This window comes from Enterococcus saccharolyticus subsp. saccharolyticus, from assembly GCF_029023825.1.
GTDB lineage: Bacteria > Bacillota > Bacilli > Lactobacillales > Enterococcaceae > Enterococcus_F > Enterococcus_F saccharolyticus.
Window position 1 is genome coordinate 1,742,134 of sequence record NZ_CP118957.1, and the last position, 18,662, is coordinate 1,760,795.

The 18,662-nt window shown below is 37.1% G+C and carries 16 protein-coding genes, 1 pseudogene and 1 other annotated feature (1 of these 18 running past the window's edge); of the genes and pseudogenes, 4 read left to right on the forward strand and 13 right to left on the reverse strand.

Annotated elements, in window-relative coordinates:
• Positions 1–31: a binding site (T-box leader), on the reverse strand (it extends 199 nt beyond the left edge of the window).
• A gap of 51 nt (positions 32–82) precedes the next feature.
• From thrB to trxB, 5 genes are all read right to left on the reverse strand, one after another.
• Complete coding sequence (gene thrB / locus PYW32_RS08935) at positions 83–958, reverse strand: homoserine kinase (RefSeq protein ID WP_016174643.1); 876 nt, start codon at positions 956–958, stop codon at positions 83–85.
• Positions 959–960: 2 nt separating this feature from the next.
• A complete protein-coding gene (locus PYW32_RS08940; RefSeq protein ID WP_016174642.1) occupies positions 961–2,232 on the reverse strand; it encodes a homoserine dehydrogenase in 1,272 nt (423 codons plus the stop codon).
• 121 nt (positions 2,233–2,353) lie between these two features.
• Positions 2,354–2,647, reverse strand: a complete 294-nt coding sequence (locus tag PYW32_RS08945; RefSeq protein WP_016174641.1) for an ArsR/SmtB family transcription factor — start codon at positions 2,645–2,647, stop codon at positions 2,354–2,356.
• A gap of 114 nt (positions 2,648–2,761) precedes the next feature.
• Positions 2,762–4,489, reverse strand: a complete 1,728-nt coding sequence (locus PYW32_RS08950; protein ID WP_016174640.1) for a phospho-sugar mutase — start codon at positions 4,487–4,489, stop codon at positions 2,762–2,764.
• Positions 4,490–4,663: 174 nt separating this feature from the next.
• Positions 4,664–5,590, reverse strand: a complete 927-nt coding sequence (gene trxB / locus PYW32_RS08955; protein ID WP_211210789.1) for a thioredoxin-disulfide reductase — start codon at positions 5,588–5,590, stop codon at positions 4,664–4,666.
• Positions 5,591–5,765: 175 nt separating this feature from the next.
• Between trxB and PYW32_RS08960 the strand changes: the two genes are divergently transcribed.
• The gene (locus PYW32_RS08960; RefSeq protein ID WP_016174638.1) at positions 5,766–7,139 is read left to right on the forward strand and encodes an MATE family efflux transporter; all 1,374 of its coding nucleotides are present in this window, start codon (positions 5,766–5,768) and stop codon (positions 7,137–7,139) included.
• 90 nt (positions 7,140–7,229) lie between these two features.
• Entirely contained in the window at positions 7,230–7,700 is a 471-nt protein-coding gene (locus PYW32_RS08965) for a glutathione peroxidase (RefSeq protein WP_016174637.1), read from the forward strand.
• A 44-nt stretch (positions 7,701–7,744) separates the two neighbouring features.
• Here PYW32_RS08965 and PYW32_RS08970 read toward each other — a convergent pair whose 3' ends face one another.
• Positions 7,745–9,178 (reverse strand): 6-phospho-beta-glucosidase, encoded by a 1,434-nt coding sequence (locus PYW32_RS08970; protein ID WP_016174636.1) that lies wholly within the window; start codon positions 9,176–9,178, stop codon positions 7,745–7,747.
• A gap of 20 nt (positions 9,179–9,198) precedes the next feature.
• Positions 9,199–10,572, reverse strand: a complete 1,374-nt coding sequence (locus PYW32_RS08975) for a 6-phospho-beta-glucosidase (RefSeq protein ID WP_016174635.1) — start codon at positions 10,570–10,572, stop codon at positions 9,199–9,201.
• 232 nt (positions 10,573–10,804) lie between these two features.
• On the opposite strand from PYW32_RS08975, the gene PYW32_RS08980 reads away from it, so the two are divergent.
• Positions 10,805–11,725, forward strand: a complete 921-nt coding sequence (locus tag PYW32_RS08980) for a MurR/RpiR family transcriptional regulator (RefSeq protein ID WP_016174634.1) — start codon at positions 10,805–10,807, stop codon at positions 11,723–11,725.
• Positions 11,726–11,902: 177 nt separating this feature from the next.
• The gene (locus PYW32_RS08985; protein WP_016174633.1) at positions 11,903–12,493 is read left to right on the forward strand and encodes a hypothetical protein; all 591 of its coding nucleotides are present in this window, start codon (positions 11,903–11,905) and stop codon (positions 12,491–12,493) included.
• Positions 12,494–12,519: 26 nt separating this feature from the next.
• Here the strand turns inward: PYW32_RS08985 and PYW32_RS08990 are convergent.
• From PYW32_RS08990 to PYW32_RS09015, 6 genes and pseudogenes are all read right to left on the reverse strand, one after another.
• Positions 12,520–12,666: pseudogene (locus PYW32_RS08990) on the reverse strand (CAT RNA binding domain-containing protein); the annotation flags it as partial.
• A gap of 128 nt (positions 12,667–12,794) precedes the next feature.
• Positions 12,795–14,576, reverse strand: a complete 1,782-nt coding sequence (locus PYW32_RS08995; protein WP_016174631.1) for an ABC transporter ATP-binding protein — start codon at positions 14,574–14,576, stop codon at positions 12,795–12,797.
• Positions 14,576–16,327 carry an ABC transporter ATP-binding protein gene (locus PYW32_RS09000; protein WP_016174630.1) on the reverse strand — a complete coding sequence of 584 codons (1,752 nt, stop codon included), beginning with the start codon at positions 16,325–16,327 and terminating at the stop codon, positions 14,576–14,578. The genes PYW32_RS08995 and PYW32_RS09000 overlap by 1 nt, the downstream gene beginning before the upstream one ends.
• A 73-nt stretch (positions 16,328–16,400) precedes the next feature.
• A complete protein-coding gene (locus PYW32_RS09005; RefSeq protein ID WP_211210788.1) occupies positions 16,401–16,619 on the reverse strand; it encodes a YneF family protein in 219 nt (72 codons plus the stop codon).
• Between the two features lie 110 nt (positions 16,620–16,729).
• Entirely contained in the window at positions 16,730–17,626 is an 897-nt protein-coding gene (locus PYW32_RS09010) for a deoxyribonuclease IV (protein ID WP_016174628.1), read from the reverse strand.
• Positions 17,627–17,693: 67 nt separating this feature from the next.
• A complete protein-coding gene (locus PYW32_RS09015) occupies positions 17,694–18,608 on the reverse strand; it encodes an AEC family transporter (RefSeq protein WP_016174627.1) in 915 nt (304 codons plus the stop codon).
• Between the last annotated feature and the right edge of the window lie 54 nt (positions 18,609–18,662).

Consider the following 18,662-nt stretch of genomic DNA (forward strand, 5'->3'; position numbering starts at 1 on the left):
CAATTTGTACTCTTCTTTTCAAAGCATTTTTTATTTAAATTACTTTAAGTATAGCGTGTAATTCCGGTTTGTCAATTTTTTTCTAAAAAACTTGAACCCCTTCACGATCAATCGATAAGTGCTCTACTTGAGCTCGCGAGTCAAGTGCATTTAATATTTTTATAATACGTTCTGTTTTCTCTGCAGGAGTCAAAATAAGAATTGTTGGACCAGCACCACTTAAGAAACAACCGTAGGCGCCCTCTTCTTTACAGATTTGACGAATACCTGATAAATGCGGCACTAATTTGCCACGATAAATTTCATGCCAACGGTCTTCTTGCATCATTTTCCCAGCCAATGGTAAGTTCCCATTTAACACTGCCGCAATCATCACATTCGCAACGGCACTTGCTTTCACTGCTTCTTTGTAAGGCAAGTTTTCTGGAAGTACACCGCGGCTTTTGCTAGTCAATAATTCCGTATTGGGAATAAATGCAATAATGTCACATTCTGGAAAATAATGTTTCACATAGTTCACACTATTTTCTTTGCGTTCAGAAAAATGACAAGCGACGACAAAATCACCACAAATGGCTGGTGCCACATTGTCTGGATGTCCTTCAATTTGTGTTGCTAGTTCAACTTTTCTCAGCTCAGATAGATTTAAATTCCCTAACCGATTCGCCAATTCAATACCGGCTACAATCACAGAAGAACTACTTCCTAATCCACGCGTTAATGGAATAGTGGAAGTCATTTTTAATTTTTTAGGCGCTAAAGAAGGCGCTAGCTTCAACGCTGTTTGTACTAATAAATTTTTCTCATCCGTTGGAATATCTTCCCCTAAAGTATGAATGATTTCCCATTGCTCACTATCACCTAATACTTCAACTGACAAGTACATCGATAGTGCGATACCACATGAATCAAAGCCTGGACCTAAATTGGCACTAGTAGCTGGAACTCGAATTTTCATCTTTATGCCTCCATTACCCTCATTCTTCGTTCTAGTGTTCCATGTTTTGCAATTGTTGCTTCAATCGCTGCTAATTGTAGACGATTCATCTTTTCAGTAATTACTGTTATCCGGTTTATTTCACCGATTTCTTGGGCAATTTCACTGACTTGGACATCTTCACTCGCCAATAAAGCTGGTAATACCTCTGCAGTTAACTCTGCCGATGTGATTGCTAGATAATACTTGGCATAATTCGCTTCTGGTGCAGTTAATTGTAACGAGCGACGGTATTCATTAAATTGTGGTGCAGCAATACCTAAGCGAATATTTTTTGCAATTGCCGCTACATCTGAAATAACGCTTGTTGCAGTTGGTAAAGAACCCGCGCCTGGCCCATAAAACATTGATTGATCAATCCCAGTACTATTGATAAAGACCCCATTGAATTCATTTTTAATCGATGCCAATGGATGGGTTTGTGGTACCAATGCTGGTCCTACTGAAACAGAAATTGAGTCATTCGTTTTAACAGATTCACCAATTAATTTGATTTCATAACCAAACTTTTGAGCTTGTAAAACGTCTTTGTCCGATAAACCACGAATGCCTTGAATTTCTAAATCGTCTAGTGTGACATCCATTCCATAAGCAAATTGCGTTAAAATAACCATTTTGTAGGCTGCATCAATTCCATCTACGTCATTTGTAGGATCAGATTCGGCAAAACCTAGTTCTTGCGCTTGAGTTAATGCGTCCTCATAAGAAGTCCCATTTTCTAACATTTTCGTTAACATATAGTTGGTTGTTCCATTAACAATTCCACGAATATTGGTAATATCATCAGCTAAGTAATTCGTTGTTAATGTGCGTAAAATTGGGATACCACCCGCAACACTTGCTTCATAAAATAAAGAAACGTTGTTTGCTTTCGCGATGTCTACTAATTCTACACCATGTTGTGCAATCAAATCTTTGTTGGCCGTCACAACATGTTTTCCATTTTCTAAAGCTTTCGTGATAAATTCTTTTGCTGGATGAACTTTACCAATCAATTCAATAATGACATCTAACGTTGTATCTTCGACAATATCTGCTAATTCCGACGTTAATTCGATACCATGTTCATCTGCGAATTGTTTTTTATCTTCTGCTGGTCGTACTAAAGCTTTGACGATAGACACATTCATCCCGGTTTGTTCTTTTATTTTCGCTCGTTGCGCAGCTAGCACTTTGACTGTGCCGCTCCCAACAACGCCTAATCCTAAAATACCTATACGTAAATGATCCTTCATAAAAACTCCTAACTGAAAGCGTCATTAAAACACTTTCATTTTTTTCTCATAATTAACTACTAGCATACCAAATATCGCGTAAAAAAAAAAGAACTTTCTGTTACCGAAAGTTCCCTTTATTTTAAAGATGGCGAATATGACGGAAGGTCTGTTCTAAAATATCTAAGACATGATGATCGTCCAAACTATATAAAATTGTCTTTCCTTCACGTCTGGATTTAACGACATTATTTTCACGTAAAAGCTTTAATTGATGTGAAACCGCCGATTGTTCCATTTCAACCGTTTCAGCAATCGACGTGACATTTCGTTCGCCCTCTTCCAACGATAAAACGATTTTCAAACGAGTCACATCACTCAGTACCTTAAAGATTTGACTAACACGTTCAATTTCAGAAATAGTCGGTTTTTCCATACAGTCCTCCTCGTTTCAAAAACTCTGGGACAATAATCAAAATGATTGTTGTCCCAGAGTTTTTTATCATTCATAACTACAACAATTCAACAAATATTCCTGCTTATTATACTACTAAGCGCCAGTAATTTCATTGATTGCTGCTTCTAAATCAGCGATTTTTTGATTCGCATTCTCATCGCTATCTGCTTTTACGCCGATATAGAATTTAATTTTTGGTTCTGTTCCAGAAGGACGTACAGCAATCCAACTTGCATCTTCTAAGACATATTTCAATACATCTGAAGGTGGTGTTGTCATTTCTTCTGTAGAACCATCTGCTTTTTGACGAGTCAATAATTTGAAGTCTTCTGTTTGTGCTACTTTCACACCAGCAAATTCTGTTGGTGCTTTTTCACGGAACGTTTTCATTAAGGCAGTAATTTTCGCTGCACCTTCTTGCCCACTCATTGTCACAGAAATTGTTTTCTCTGCAAAATAACCATATTCTTCAAAGATTTCTTGTAATGCATCATAGACTGTTTTGCCTTCTTTTTTGTAGTAAGCGGCAACTTCTGCAAATAATACTAAAGCTTGGATGGCATCTTTATCGCGTACAAATGGTTTTACCAAATAGCCGTAGCTTTCTTCAAAACCAAACATAAAGGTATGAGAATGGTCTTCTTCAAATTGTTGAATTTTTTCTGCGATAAATTTGAAACCAGTCAATACGTTGAACACAGTCGCACCATAGCTTTGTGCAATCGCAGTTGGCAATTCGCTAGATACGATTGATTTCAAAACAGCAGCATTTTCAGGTAAAGTTCCTGCTTGCTTGTGCGCTTCTAAAATGTAACGTACTAAAATAGCACCTATTTGGTTCCCACTTAATACTTGATATTCACCATTTGGTAAACGAACAGCCGCGCCTAAACGGTCCGCATCAGGGTCAGTCGCAATTAATAAATCTGCGCCTTCTTTTTCACCTAAGCGAATCGCATATTCAAAAGCTGAATGCTCTTCTGGATTTGGTGATTTCACAGTGCTAAAGTTTGGATCAGCAACTGCTTGTTCTGGCTCTAAAACAAATTGATTGAAACCAGCTTGTTTCAATGCTTTTTCGCCTAACATTTTGCCTGTACCGTGTAATGGTGTATAAACTAATTTTAAGTTATCGCCCATTTCTTCAATTAATTCATGGTTAATAGTCACGCTCTTCACTTCTTTTAGATAAGCGTTATCCACTTCTTCACCGATGATATTGATTAAGCCACTGTGTTTTGCTTCTTCTTCTGATAACACAGGAACTTCTAATGGGTTTTCAATTTCACGTACAAAAGCTGTCAGTGCATCTGCATCTGCTGGTGGCATTTGTCCACCATCTTCACCGTAAACTTTGTAACCGTTATAATTTGATGGATTATGGGATGCCGTAATCATAATTCCTGTAAATGTTTTTAAGTAACGAACAGCAAAGGATAATTCTGGCGTTGGACGTAAGCTTTCAAATACATACGACGGAATGTCATGTTTGGCTAACGTTTTTGCTGCCTCCATTGCAAATTCTGGTGAGAAATGTCTTGAATCATAGGCAATTGCTACACCACGACGTCTCGTATCGGGGTCTTGTTTATTCATGAAGCGAGCCAATCCTTCTGTTGCTTGACGGATGGTATAAAGGTTCATACGATTAATTCCAGGTCCAAGTACGCCACGCATCCCTGCTGTACCAAATTCTAAAGGTGCGTAAAACGCATCTTCCAATTCTTTTGTTTGACCTTCCAAATCTTGTAACTGTTTCTTTAAGTTGCCATCAAGATCTTCTTGATTTTTCCATTGTTCATAAGTTACTTCCCAAGACATACAAAGCACCTCTTCCAATTTAATTTTTCATAACGATTATATCATTATTGATAGGCGACTAAAAGCCTTGTCGCGCAATTCATACAAAAAAAGTAGGATGTTATTTGAAAAACGATTTTTTCATCGTTTTTTCAGATAACATCCTATATTCTTTCTAAATTCTTTCAATTTTTCCTATTTTTTCACATCTTTTTGCGCTTCAAGATAGTTAAATACTTCTTGACCAGCGACACTTCCGTCACCCACTGCTGTGGTAATTTGACGTAAGTTCTTTTCACGAACATCGCCGACTGCAAAAACACCTGGAATTGAGGTGCGCATTTCATCATCGGTTGGAATCCAACCTTCTTCATTCGTAATTCCGCTTGATTGGAAGGCTTCTGTTAATGGATCTAATCCTACATAGATAAAGATACCATTAGCAGATTCTTCATGTACTTCGCCAGTTTTAACATTTTTGATTGTAGCACCTGTCACCACCATGTCATTTCCAACGATTTCTTCAACAACTGAATCCCATAAGAAAGAAATCTTTTCGTTTGCAAACGCACGGTCTTGAATAATCTTTTGGGCACGTAATTCATCACGACGATGCACAATAACCACTTCTGAAGCAAATTGCGTTAAGTAAATCGCTTCTTCTACAGCAGAGTCGCCTCCACCGATAACCAATAATTTACGGTTACGGAAAAAAGCACCATCACAAACAGCACAATAAGACACACCACGACCAGCAAATTCATCTTCACCAGCAACGCCTAATTTGCGATGTTCACAACCCGTTGCGATAATCACTGTTTTTGCTTGGAATGTTTTATCGCCAGTGACTACTTCTTTATAGTCGCCACAATCTTTAATTTCTTGCACGATACCATAGGCGTTTTCAGCACCAAATTTTGTCGCGCCATCATACATTTTTTCTGCTAATTCTGGACCTAAAATCATTTCAAAACCAGGGTAGTTTTCCACTTCCGCTGTGTTATTCATTTGACCACCAGGTGCACCACGCTCAATCATCACAACTGATAAATTTGAACGAGACGCATATAATGCAGCAGTCATCCCTGCAGGACCTGCTCCAATCACGATTACATCATACATTTTATTTTCCCTCCGCTTTTCAACTAAGTAAGTCATACTTTACTGCCTTCTCTTTTTTCTGTCTAACGTTTTGCTTTCTAACAAAAAATAAGAAATTAAGAATTACATATTGACTTTTAAATTGTATCTTGTAAAATTTCCAAGACATCACAAATATTAACTATAAGAGAGGCGCATGTTTTTGACAAGAAAAAGATTTTTTAACGCTTCAGATAGTGAATTGTTCTTTTTAAGTTGGCCAATTTTTATTGAATTATTTTTACGAGTTGTAATTGGTAATATCAACGTCTGGATGATTTCTCATTATTCTGAACCTGCAGTCGCATCAGTCGGAGCCGCAAATCAGCTACTATACTTGGCGGTTTTTGTTTACGGATTTATTACAGTTGGGACCCAAATTATTATTGCCCAACTAATCGGTGCCAAAAAACGCAAGGAAATTCAAGAAGTAATTAACACAGCATTGTTTGGTTCATTAGGTATCGGTTTGCTTATTAGTCTCGTTTTTATTCTCTTTTCGCCAATGTTGTTACGTTTTATGAATTTGGATATGGAATTAATTGAAATTGGTAAAGGGTATTTGCAAGTCTATGGTGGTAGTTTATTTATTTCAGCCATTACTGCTGTGATTATTGCTGTTTTACGTACACATAGTTTCACAAAACCAGCATTGTTGGTTCCTATGACAGCAAGTATCTTAGCGGTTATCGGAAACTATTTTGCGCTATATCAGCCGTTTGGTTTACCCAATTTCGGTGTGACGGGCCTAGGTTTTGCGAGCGTCTTTGGAAATACAATTGGGTTAATTATCGCTTTTGTTCTATTGAAAAAGCATATTGGCTTTTCGATTCGTTCACTTCGCCCCCAAAAAATATCACTACCTATTCTAAAATCGATTTTAGCCTATGGATTACCATCATCTGGTGAAACACTTTCTTATCAAGGTGCACAAATTGTCGTAACGATGATTGTCGCTTCATTAGGTTCCAGTGTCTTGATTGCAAAGTCTTATATCACAGCTATTTCGCAATTTGTTTATTTAGTCGCTGCTTCTCTTAGCCAAGGAAACCAAATTATAGTAGGACGTAATGTCGGTGCTGGTGAATTTGATCGTGCCTCCAAGCGGGGAATGCGTACGGTAATCATCGGGATGATTGTTTCGTTAGCCATTTGTTTACTGACATTTGTGTTCATTGAACCAATCATGCATATTTTTACGACCAACGATGAGATCATTACGATTGCACGCGAAGTTTTCTTAGTAGAAATCATTTTAGAAACTGCTCGTGCGGTCAATATGATTTTAGTGGGCGCATTGAATGCCAGTGGCGATGTGAAATTCCCACTCATCTGCAGTTTGATTGTTTTGTGGGCAGTTAGCTTACCGTTCTCTTATGCTTTAGCGATTGTCGCACATTGGGGTTTGGTCGGCGTATGGATCGCTTATGCCATTGACGAAGCTATCCGAGGCGTACTAATGATTCGGCGTTGGCGTTCCGGTATATGGCAAAGTAAAGCAGTCATTCATAAAGAAGAACCTGTCGAATAAACAGTTTAAAGAAGCGACCCGTCATCGGGTTGCTTTTTTTGCTTTCTAGCACCAAATGAATTACTCTTACAAAAAAGGAGATGATGACGCATGACAATTTACGATTTTGACGTAACTACTGCGGAAGGTAAGACATATTCATTGGAAAAATATCGAGGCAATATCCTAATTATTGTCAATACTGCCACAAAATGTGGCTTTGCTCCTCAATTTACCGAATTAGAAGCTCTTTATCAACGTTATCAGGCACAAGGACTTGTTGTCTTAGGCTTTCCTTCCAATCAATTCAAACAAGAGCTAGACAACGCGACAGACGCTCAAGCAACTTGTCAGTTAGATTATGGTGTCACTTTCCCCATGCATGAATTGGTCACTGTCAATGGGTCACATGCTGCACCACTTTTTCATTACCTCACAAAAGTAGCACCAGGAACGTTAGGAAAAAGCATTAAATGGAACTTCACAAAATTTTTAGTCGATCGCGATGGACAAGTCGTTGAACGTTTTGCACCTAAAACAGCGCCCGATAAAATGATTCCTTCAATTGAAAAACTATTATGAGAATGAAAAGAAGCGAGGATGACATCCATCCCCGCTTCTTTTCTTTAGTTATTTGTTAAATCTTCGCCGTTTGAAGCAATGACTTGTTTGTACCAGTCAAATGATTTTTTCTTCGAACGTTTTAAGTCACCATTTCCTTCGTTATCTAGATCAACGTAGATGAAACCATAACGTTTTTTCATTTCACCTGTTCCAGCAGAAACCAAATCGATACAGCCCCAAGTTGTATAACCTAATAAGTCTACACCATCTAATTCTACGGCATCTTTCATTGCTTGGATGTGTTTTGCTAGATAATCAATACGATAATCATCTTCAACATAGCCATTTTCATCTGGGACATCCACTGCACCTAAACCATTTTCAACAATAAATAATGGTTTTTGGTAACGGTCATAAATATCATTCATTGTGATACGTAGTCCTAGTGGGTCAATTTGCCAGCCCCATTCGCTTGCATCTAGGTAAGGGTTTTTCACTGATGCAAAAATATTACCAGACGTTTGCTCTAATAATTCAGGATCAGTTGTTGCTACACGTGATGAGTAGTAAGAGAATGAAATAAAGTCCACAGTGTGTGCTTTTAATAATTCTGCATCGCCTTCTTCCATCGCAATTTCAATCCCTTTGCGTTCTAAATCTTTTAAGAAGTATGCAGGATATTCACCGCGTGATTGTACATCAATGAAGAAATAGCTTTCACGGTCTTTTTGACGAGATTCAAAAACATCTTCTGGACGACAACTATATGGATAATAACCACCCGCTGCCAACATACAACCCACTTGATTTTCAGGATCAACTTCATGTGCAATACGTGTCGCAATCGCACTTGATACTAATTCATGATGTGCCGCTTGATATTTCACTTGATCTTCATTTTCACCTTCTTCAAAGTAAAGACCAGCGCCCATAAATGGTGCATGTAAGATCATATTGATTTCGTTGAAGGTTAACCAATATTTAACCAATCCTTTGTAACGGTTAAAAATAACAGTACATAATCTTTCATAGAACTCTACCATTTTACGATTACGCCAACCACCGTATGCTTCAATTAAATGCATTGGGCAATCAAAGTGAGTGATTGTTACTAAAGGTTCGATACCATATTTATGGCATTCTTTAAATAAATCTTCATAGAATTTTAGACCTTCTTCATTCGGCTCTGTTTCATCACCGTTAGGGAAGATTCTTGTCCATGCAATAGACAAACGATATGTTTTGAAACCCATTTCGCCGAATAAAGCAATATCTTCTTTATAACGGTGATACATATCGATCCCAACTTTTGCTGGATAATGATAGCCTTCTTCAAAATCAAACATTTTTGTTTTACCAGTGATGACGCCTAAACGTGCTTCACCAATTGGCACGACATCGACGTTTGCTAGTCCACGTCCACCTTCGTTATAGCCGCCTTCACATTGATTGGCAGCTGTTGCGCCACCCCATAAAAAGTCTTTACGAAATCCCATTTATTTATCCTTCTTTCCGATTATATTAAGTCTTTTGCCACTTCGTCGTGTACTTCAACGCCTTCTTTTTCTAAGCGCTCAATCGTTTCTTTAAATTGTGGCAGATGTGCTTTATGTGCAATAAATAATTCATGCATCACTTTACGTGCAGTATCTCCTGATGGTACTAATGGATTGATTGTAAATGCTTGTAACGCAGTGCCATAATCACCAGTCACCGCCGCTTCAATCGTTAATAATTCCATCGCTTTCATCACTTGCAACCACCCTTTTTCAGCAGTTGGTAATTCACCAAAGGCTACCGAACGAGCACCGTCTGCTCCTAAATATGCCATCACTTCAACAACGCAATCAGCTGGTAGATCTGGCACTGCGCCATTATTTTTCGTAGAAACAACAATTTGGGTATTTTTATTTGCGTAAATTGATGCGATGGTTTCACATGCTGCATCTGAATAGTGTGCGCCGCCACGTTGTTCTAATTGTTCTGGTTTGTGATCTAAATTCGGATCTTTATATAGTTCAAATAATTCAGCTTCCGTTTTCTTCACTTGTTCAGCACGAGTACCAATAGTTTTGTACTCTTCTAACGCATGGTCTAGCATTTCTTCTTGGCGATAGTAATAACGATGATAACCACAAGGGATCATCTTCATTTGGTGCAGTTGTTCTTTATAGAATGGAATATCATGGATATTTTTCGGTAAACCATTGTCTTCCTTAAATAGCTGATCAATAATGTCTAATGTCACATCATTTCCTTCTAAGTCTGCCACTTTATGCCAGTGGAAATGGTTCACACCTGCAAATTTATAAATCAATTCATTTTCTTTTTTGCCTAATAGGCCTGGTTCAACCATAATTGCACCAACTGGCACATTACATAAACCAATTACGCGGTCCCATTTTCCGTAACGAACAATGGCTTCGGTCACCATACCTGCTGGATTTGTAAAGTTAATCAACCAAGCATTGGGACAAAGACGTTTCATATCTTCCACAATACCTAAAATAATTGGAATTGTACGGAACGCTTTAAACATCCCACCAGCGCCGTTTGTTTCTTGTCCTAACATACCATAGTAAGCTGGAATACGTTCATCTTTGACACGAGCATTTAATAGACCAACACGAAATTGAGTTGTAACAAAGTCAGCATCTTTTAGTGCTTTTTCCCGATCTAATGTTAAATGTATTTTAACATCATACGGTGAAGCATCCCACATCCGTTGCGCCATCTCACCAACGATTTCTAATTTTTCTTTTCCCGCTTCAATATCTACTAACCAAATTTCTCTGATTGGTAATTCTTCATAACGTTTAATAAAACCTTCCATCAATTCCGGTGTATAGCTACTTCCGCCACCAATTGTTGCAATTTTAACTCCAGTCATCTGTCAAATCGCTCCCTTAATATTATTTACATTTTGATTATCTATCATGTAAATAAAACAATCAAGACGTTTGCGAACGCTTTCAATCCTTTTTACAAAATTAACCAAAAAAAGCGGAATTTTTTGTGAATAATATTTACAAAATAGAAAAAAAACGAATTCCAGCTTGCGTAAACGTTCTCTTTTATTTACAATTTATTTAATAATTTTGTAAACAAAGAAAGGAAATCCTATGTTATTAGTCGAAAAAATTCAAGAAACGAACTTTTCACCTGCCGAACAATCCCTCATTGATTATATACTTGAAAAAAATACTGCCATTGAAGAACACACGATTAAAGATATTGCCGAAGCAACGTTTGTCCATCCTTCCACGTTAATTCGAATTGCTAAAAAATTAGGTTTCAGTGGTTGGTCTGATTTAAAACTGGCCTTCTTAGAAGAACAACGCTATTTGCACAGTCATTTTGAAGAAATTGATGCTAATCTTCCTTTTGCCAAAACAGATGGTCTTGTCACCGTTGCCCAAAAAATGGCAGCCTTAGAACAAACAACCATTGAAGATACCTTGTCCCTTTTGCATCATGATACGTTAAAAAAAGCGACGGATTTATTATATCAAGCAAAAGAAATCAAAATTTTTACGTCAAATGCCAATATTTTTACCGCACAAGATTTTGCTTTAAAAATGCGTCGGTTAAAAAAACGAACGACTATTGCGGAAATTATTGGTGAACAAGCTTATGAAGCTCATAATACTGACGAAACGACCTGTGCACTTTTAATTTCATATACGGGTGAAAATCAATTAATCAAACAAGTTTTACCGATTTTAAAAGAACAAGGTGCACATATTTTAAGTATTACTAGTATTGGCGAAAGTACGATTAGCAAAGAATCTGATTGCAATCTTCAAATGACCACCCGAGAGCGTTTGTATTCTAAGATTGGTGATTTTACGACCAGTATGTCAATTTCCTACTTATTAGATGTCTTATACACAACGGTCTTTTCTAGAAATTACCAGCAAAATCTCAATCATTTAATTCATATGGGCGAAGAATTTGATAATCGAACCAGTACCTCACCGGTTATGCAAGAACATCCGATTGAAAACCGGTTGCAAATTACCGATTCATTTTTGCCAAACTAAAAATAAGACATTCCCAGTCAAATGTTAAAAATAAAGAAAATGACTTGGTATATTTGTTATTAAATAGGTCGATTCATGTTAAAATATAGATTCCCAAAGACAAAATACAAGGTTTTCTATAAAAAGAAAATTTCACGAACTTGTTTTTATAATCTTTGTTTCGAAGGGAAGACAAACATGATTAGACAGATGAAGCAAATGTTAGATGCACATACTTTCGCTAATGCTAGAGTCGCTGAAATTAAAAATGAATACGCAAAAATTGATAAGGATTGGTTAGTGGTTCATTTTAAGATTACTGTATATATGGCGATAACCAATTTTCTGATTGAAATCGTTTTAAGTTTATATGTGATTCAAACGCAGTTATTAACCACGACTTTACCCATGTATTTCTTAAAATATTTAATCGTTCCTTCAGTAGCTAATAGTTGTTTGTTGCTTACAGGATATTTTTTTATGACATCCCAGCGCCATTCTGCTATTCAAAAAATTTATGGCATTTCCATTATGTCGACATTCGTCGCGTTTGTCATCACAACGATTCATAATATCTATAGCCCAATCTATATGATTTATTTAATCTCAATTGTGTTAACGTCGATTTACTCCAACCATCGCTTAACGAAAAGCATTGGTTTTCTGAGCATTGGGTTATTTTTACTTTCAGAATTTGTTATCACTTGGGATCCAGTCAAACAGTCGATTTTTGATAGTCCCTTTGAAATTGTTAGATATTCCATCGGTACATCTTCCAATAACTCCTGAAATTTCTGTGAGACCTCTCCACTTGCTAGACGATAGATTTTATCAATCTTGGTTTCGTCTAACGCGTCACCAATTTTTTTATTAAAAGCAATCCCTTTTCCCATCGCAATGAGTTCATTTGATTTATCATTCGTCACAACGACATTATTGTTCAATATTTTATCAATATACATCCCAATTCCTCCGTAGAGTGACTGTCCTGCTTTTAATAACCAACATTCTCAACTCGCTCCTCCTTTTTTATCGCTAGTGAAAGGTACAAAAAAACAGGCAACAATCAAATTGACTGTTGCCTTTGCTCTTAAGGATTCATGCTTTGTAATTTGTACATATCTGCATAAAGTCCAGCTTGTTGAATTAATGACTCGTGATTGCCTCGTTCAACAATGTTCCCCTTATCTAAAACTAAAATTAAATCTGCATCGCGAATTGTTGATAAACGATGGGCAATAGCAATCGTTGTCCGCCCTTGACGCATATTTGCTAAACCTTCTTGAATATACCCTTCTGTTTCCGTGTCAATATTAGCTGTCGCTTCATCCAACACTAAAATTTTCGGTTGCGTCACCATTGTTCGAGCAAACGAAATTAATTGTCGTTGTCCACTAGAATAACTAGCACCGCGTTCAATCACTTTGGCATGATAGGCACCAGGTAATTGTTCGATAAATTTATCGGCTTGAACAAATTTTGCCGCAGCAATAATTTCTTCATCAGTAATGGTTTTATTCAACAAACGAATATTGTCCGCAATATCACCATAAAACATAAACGCGTCTTGTAACACTAAGCCCATTTTTTGACGCAATTCTTCTAGTGAAAAGTCACGAATATCTTTGTCATCAATTAAAATTTGCCCTTCACCAAACTCATAAAAACGCATTAAGACATTAATAATCGAACTTTTCCCACTACCTGTATGGCCAACAAGAGCCACCGTTTCTCCTGGATGAGCGACAAAGGAAATATTTTGTAGCACATTGTGTTCACCATCATAAGAAAATGTGACATTCCGAAATTCAATTTTTCCAGCTGTAATTGTTTCATTGGCAGTTGGGTGTTGTTGCGGTGTGTATTCTTCATCATCCATAATTTTTAAAATACGACTCCCCGCAACGACACCATCTGTAAAGGTACTTAAAAAGTCCATCATTTGTGTCATTGGATTGAAAAAACCTTGCACGTAAGTTGTAAAGGCATAAATCAAGCCCACTTCAATGGGTGAATGTAAGGCATCAAAACCAAACACAGTTAAGGACATCGCCACTGCAATAGCATACAAGAGGTTAATAATTGGTGCCAGTAACAATGAATTGGTACGAATCATCGCATAACGAGTTTCTAAATAATCATCATTGGTTTCTTCAAATTCACGATTTAAACGACGTTCTTGTCGAAATTGCTGCACAATTTGCATCCCAGAAATTGATTCATTTAATTTGGTATTTAATTGACTTAATTTCTCACGCATTTGGCGATAGATACGAGAACTAAATTTTTGGTAATACCAAATAACAATCCCCAAAATCGGTAAGAAAATCAAATTAATTAACGCAATTTTCGCATTGATTTGAAACATCGCCGCAAAAGAAGAAATAACAGCGAAAATCCCCGTCAATACTGATAAAAAAACATACCAAAATTCAAAGAGTGTTTCGGTATCATTCGTCACACGCGAAACAATGGAACCTGCGGGGGTCCGATCAAAATAACGCATCCCGAGCGTATGCAATTTCTCAAATAACTTCACACGAATATATTGATACGTTTTCAGCGATGCCATCGAATATAAAAACCATTGGAAAAACCAAATAATCGCCTTCATCACTGTACCAAACAAATACAGCGCCGCGAAATATAAAATCACTTGCATCGTCGCCGTTTGTTTCATTAAATAATTGTCAATTAAGGTTTGTAAGACCCGTGGCAATAAAATATTGACAACTGATAGTATAAAAGCAAATGCAATAGCCACCATAAAAGTGCGTCTAAAAGGTTTCGCATACGTTAGTAAACGACGAATAATCGTTGCTTGTTCTTTTAATGGTATTGATTTTGCCCATTCAGATTGTGATTTTTCCATTACGCCTCACTCCCTTCAATTTTTGCTTCTAATTGTTGTTTCTCCCACATTCGTTTGTACCAACCATCAAAGACTAATAATTCTTCATGCGTCCCGCGTTCCACGATTTTCCCTTCATCAACCACTAGAATTTCTTTGGCATGCATGACACTACTTAAACGATGTGCTGCAATAATGGTCGTTTTATCTTGACGAAAAGTTTTTAAATTATGCAAAATCGCTTCTTCGGTTTTCGCATCGACAGCGGATAAGGCATCATCTAAAATCAATAATTCTGGCTCGACAATTAAGGCTCTAGCAATCGAAATCCGTTGCTTTTGTCCACCGGATAGTGACACGCCACGTTCGCCAACCATTGTGTCATATCCTTCTGGAAAGCCTTTAATGTCTTCATCGATAAACGCCAATTTTGCGGCTTGTTCAATTTTCTCTTGTGAAAAATGAGGATCAGCAAAGCGAATATTGTCGCGAATCGTCATAGAAAACAAGAAATGGTCTTGGGGCACATACCCGATTGATTGCAACAAAGCATCCAGTGAATAGTCTTTGATTGAATGTCCACCAAATTGAATCGATCCTTGATAATTATCATATTCACGCATTAATAATTTTAATAACGTTGTTTTACCTGAACCAGTTTTCCCCACAACACCTAAAACTTCTCCTTCATTTAATGAAAATTGGATATTGTCTAAAGCGATGGTATCATCTTCAGGATAGTGAAACTGATCAATATGAACGGCTAATTCTCCTTTAGCGGGTGTCGTAATTGCATCAGGTGCTTCAATAATATGGGTCTTTTCTCTTAATAACTCAGAGACACGGTCATAACTAGCATTCCCACGTTCTAATACATTAAATAAACGACCAATCGCAAACATCGGCCAAATTAACATCCCAATATAACTGATAAATGACACGAGTTGCCCAATGGTGATTGTCCCATTCATAATGAAATTCCCACCAACAATAATCGTCAAAACATAAGACAACCCAATAATCAATGTAATAAATGGATCAAATAATGCATCTAAAAAGTTTACACGACGATTTTTAGCAATTGCTTGATCAATTTTTTCTGAGAAATCGGCTAAATCTTCTTTTTCTTGGCCAAAAGTTTTAATCACTTTCATCCCAGTGATACTTTCTTGCGCTTTGTCATTGATATTGGAAAAGGCTTCTTGAGAATCGCGAAACGCATCGTGGAGTTTAGAACCTAAAATACGTGAAGTCAGTGCCAGCAATGGCAGAGGAATCAAAGCAATCAGCGTCAAACGCCAATCGATAAAGAGAATCATGGCTAGAATCGTCATCCCTCCAGAAATAAACGAATCCGCAAACGTCAAAATACCTGCACCAGCTACGTTTTGAATGGCATTTAAATCATTGGTTGCATGTGCCATCAAATCGCCTGTCCGGTATTTTTGATAAAAAATATTATCCATTTTGGTAAAGTGGTCAAATAATTGACGGCGCAAACTTTTTTCTAAACGTGCGGCACTTCCCCAAATATGCGTGCGCCAAATATAACGAAAAATGTATTGTCCTAATGCGGCAGCACATAAAATAGCGACCCAAAATAAAATGGTCGTCATATGAATGTTTTGATCGGCGATTTCATCAATGATAATCCCGATTACTTTTGGAGGAACCAATTGCATAATTGCAACTAAAATCAATGCCGTTACACCAATAATATAGTTCTTTCTCTCTTGTCTAAAAAACCAACTTAATTTTTTGAATATTGACATACCTAACCTCCTATTATTTTATAGCAAACAAAAAAACGAGCTGAATAAATCAGCCCGTTTAAAAAACCAATGGTTATTTTTGGTTTTTCATTTGTTGCATCATTTGACGAATTTTTTTCTCAGAGGGTTTTTGCCCCATTGACATCATCATCATGCGCAACATATCCTCATTAACGGGAGGATTTTTCTTCAAGTAATCTTGCATATATTTACGTGCTAAAAAGAAGCCGCCTACAGCGCCTATAACTAAAGCGATAATCGCAATTAAAACAACAATTCCTGTACTCATAATTATCTTCTCCTTTCCCTGTTCTCAATGAATTATTGTACTAGAAAAACAGAAAAAAGAAAAGGAAGTTTTACAATTTACTTCCAATTCCCTTTTTTTGACGTCATTATTCCTTATTGTGCAACAATTTTTTCTAATAAGTGTGGATCAAAAACCCCAGCTTTTAACATCTCAATTTCAAAACGATACGGTGGTTTCTTGTTCTTTTTATCCTCACCAACCATCACATACGGTGTTTCGAGAATTTTTGGCAATGTCGCTAATTTTTCATGATGCACGATATAATTGAGCGCATCAAAACCAATCGTGCCAAAACCAATATTTTCATGACGGTCTTTATGTGAGCCTTGGGGATTTTTTGAATCATTGACGTGAACGACTTTCAAACGATCTAAACCGATAATTTTGTCAAATTCTTCCAAAACACCATCAAAATCTTCTTTGATATTATACCCAGCATCATTGGTATGACAGGTGTCTAATGTCACCGATAATTTTTCATTTAATGTCACACCTTCAATAATAGTCGCTAATTCTTCAAAATTACGGCCAAGTTCTGTGCCTTTACCGGCCATTGTTTCAAGCGCGATTTGCGGAATTTGATCTTTATCCAAGACTTCATTTAATCCTTTGATGATTTGTGCAAGACCAGCATCTACCCCCGCACCCACATGTGCACCGGGATGCATAGTAATTTGCGTAGCACCTAGCGCTTGCGCACGACGAATTTCTTCACGTAAAAAATCAATGGCAAAGCCAAAATTTTCTGGTTTGATGGTATTTCCTAAATTAATAATATATGGCGCATGAACGACCATATCCGATAGACCATGCATTGCCATAAACGCTTGTCCCGCTTCAATATTCATATCTTCTAAAGGTTTCCGACGCGTATTTTGTGGTGCCCCTGTATAAATCATAAACGTAGTTGCTTGATAGCTAGCCGCTTCTTCTGCCGCTCCTACTAACATTTTCTTTCCACTCATGGAAACGTGTGAGCCAATTAACATAAATGTCCTCCTTCAATTTCTTCTTTTCTAGTATTGCGGACTCGTCTCCAGATTGCAAGAATCGCGCTTAAACATTAATTCCTAATAAGAGAACGACAATCGTCATTAGTGGCAAACTCAATAAAAAGCTAATCGATGAAGCAAAACCAACCACTTCTTCTTTGACACCCGCTAACACAGAGTTAATGACACCAAACAAAGGAATCGGTGTTAAAGCTAACAATGATAAGGTTATTTTATATAAATGAGGAATCGGTAAAAAGAAAACAACCGCAATCACTGCAAATCCTAAACCATATCGCATCGCCAATAATTTGACAACGTCTCTCATCGCCCCTTTCGGTAAACGAAACTCTAAGTACAATCCAATCATAAACATTGATAAAAAGACATTCGCTGACGCTACTGGATGAAGCATGGTCAATAGTGATTCTGGTAAATTAATTGTAAAAATCCTTAAAATCAACATCAACATATAACAAGTAAAAGGAATCGAGCGTAACAGTTGTAAAGCAATCTTTTTTGGTTCAAAAGTTGTTTGATTCCCCACGAGACGGTTGACCACAATATTCGTCCCACCACACAACATAATACTATTTCCCATATCAAACATAGATAAAAACGGCACGCCTAACGGTAAAAAACCTTGGACAAAAGGCAAGGTGAAATTTCCGATGTTAAATCCTGACGCACAATACATAAATAATTGCTGATTTTTCGTTGATTCTTTACGAGACAATAGCCAGGCCAAGGCAATTTGGAGAATGGACCACACAAAACCAATCAGAATAAATACTACCAAATCAATTTTTAAAGATACCTTTGCTAAATTCACAATCACCACAGCAGGCAAGGTGATGTTGACAATAATGACCGATAATGTCGTACCATCGGCTTTTGATAAGAGCCCAATCCTTTTTAATACAAAACCTAAAAAAATCATCAAAAATAAGCCAAGTGCCTGAACAATAATTGCAACCATTTCGTTCCCTCCACAAAAAAGAGACTGTTAAAAACAATCTCTTTTGATTTTCTA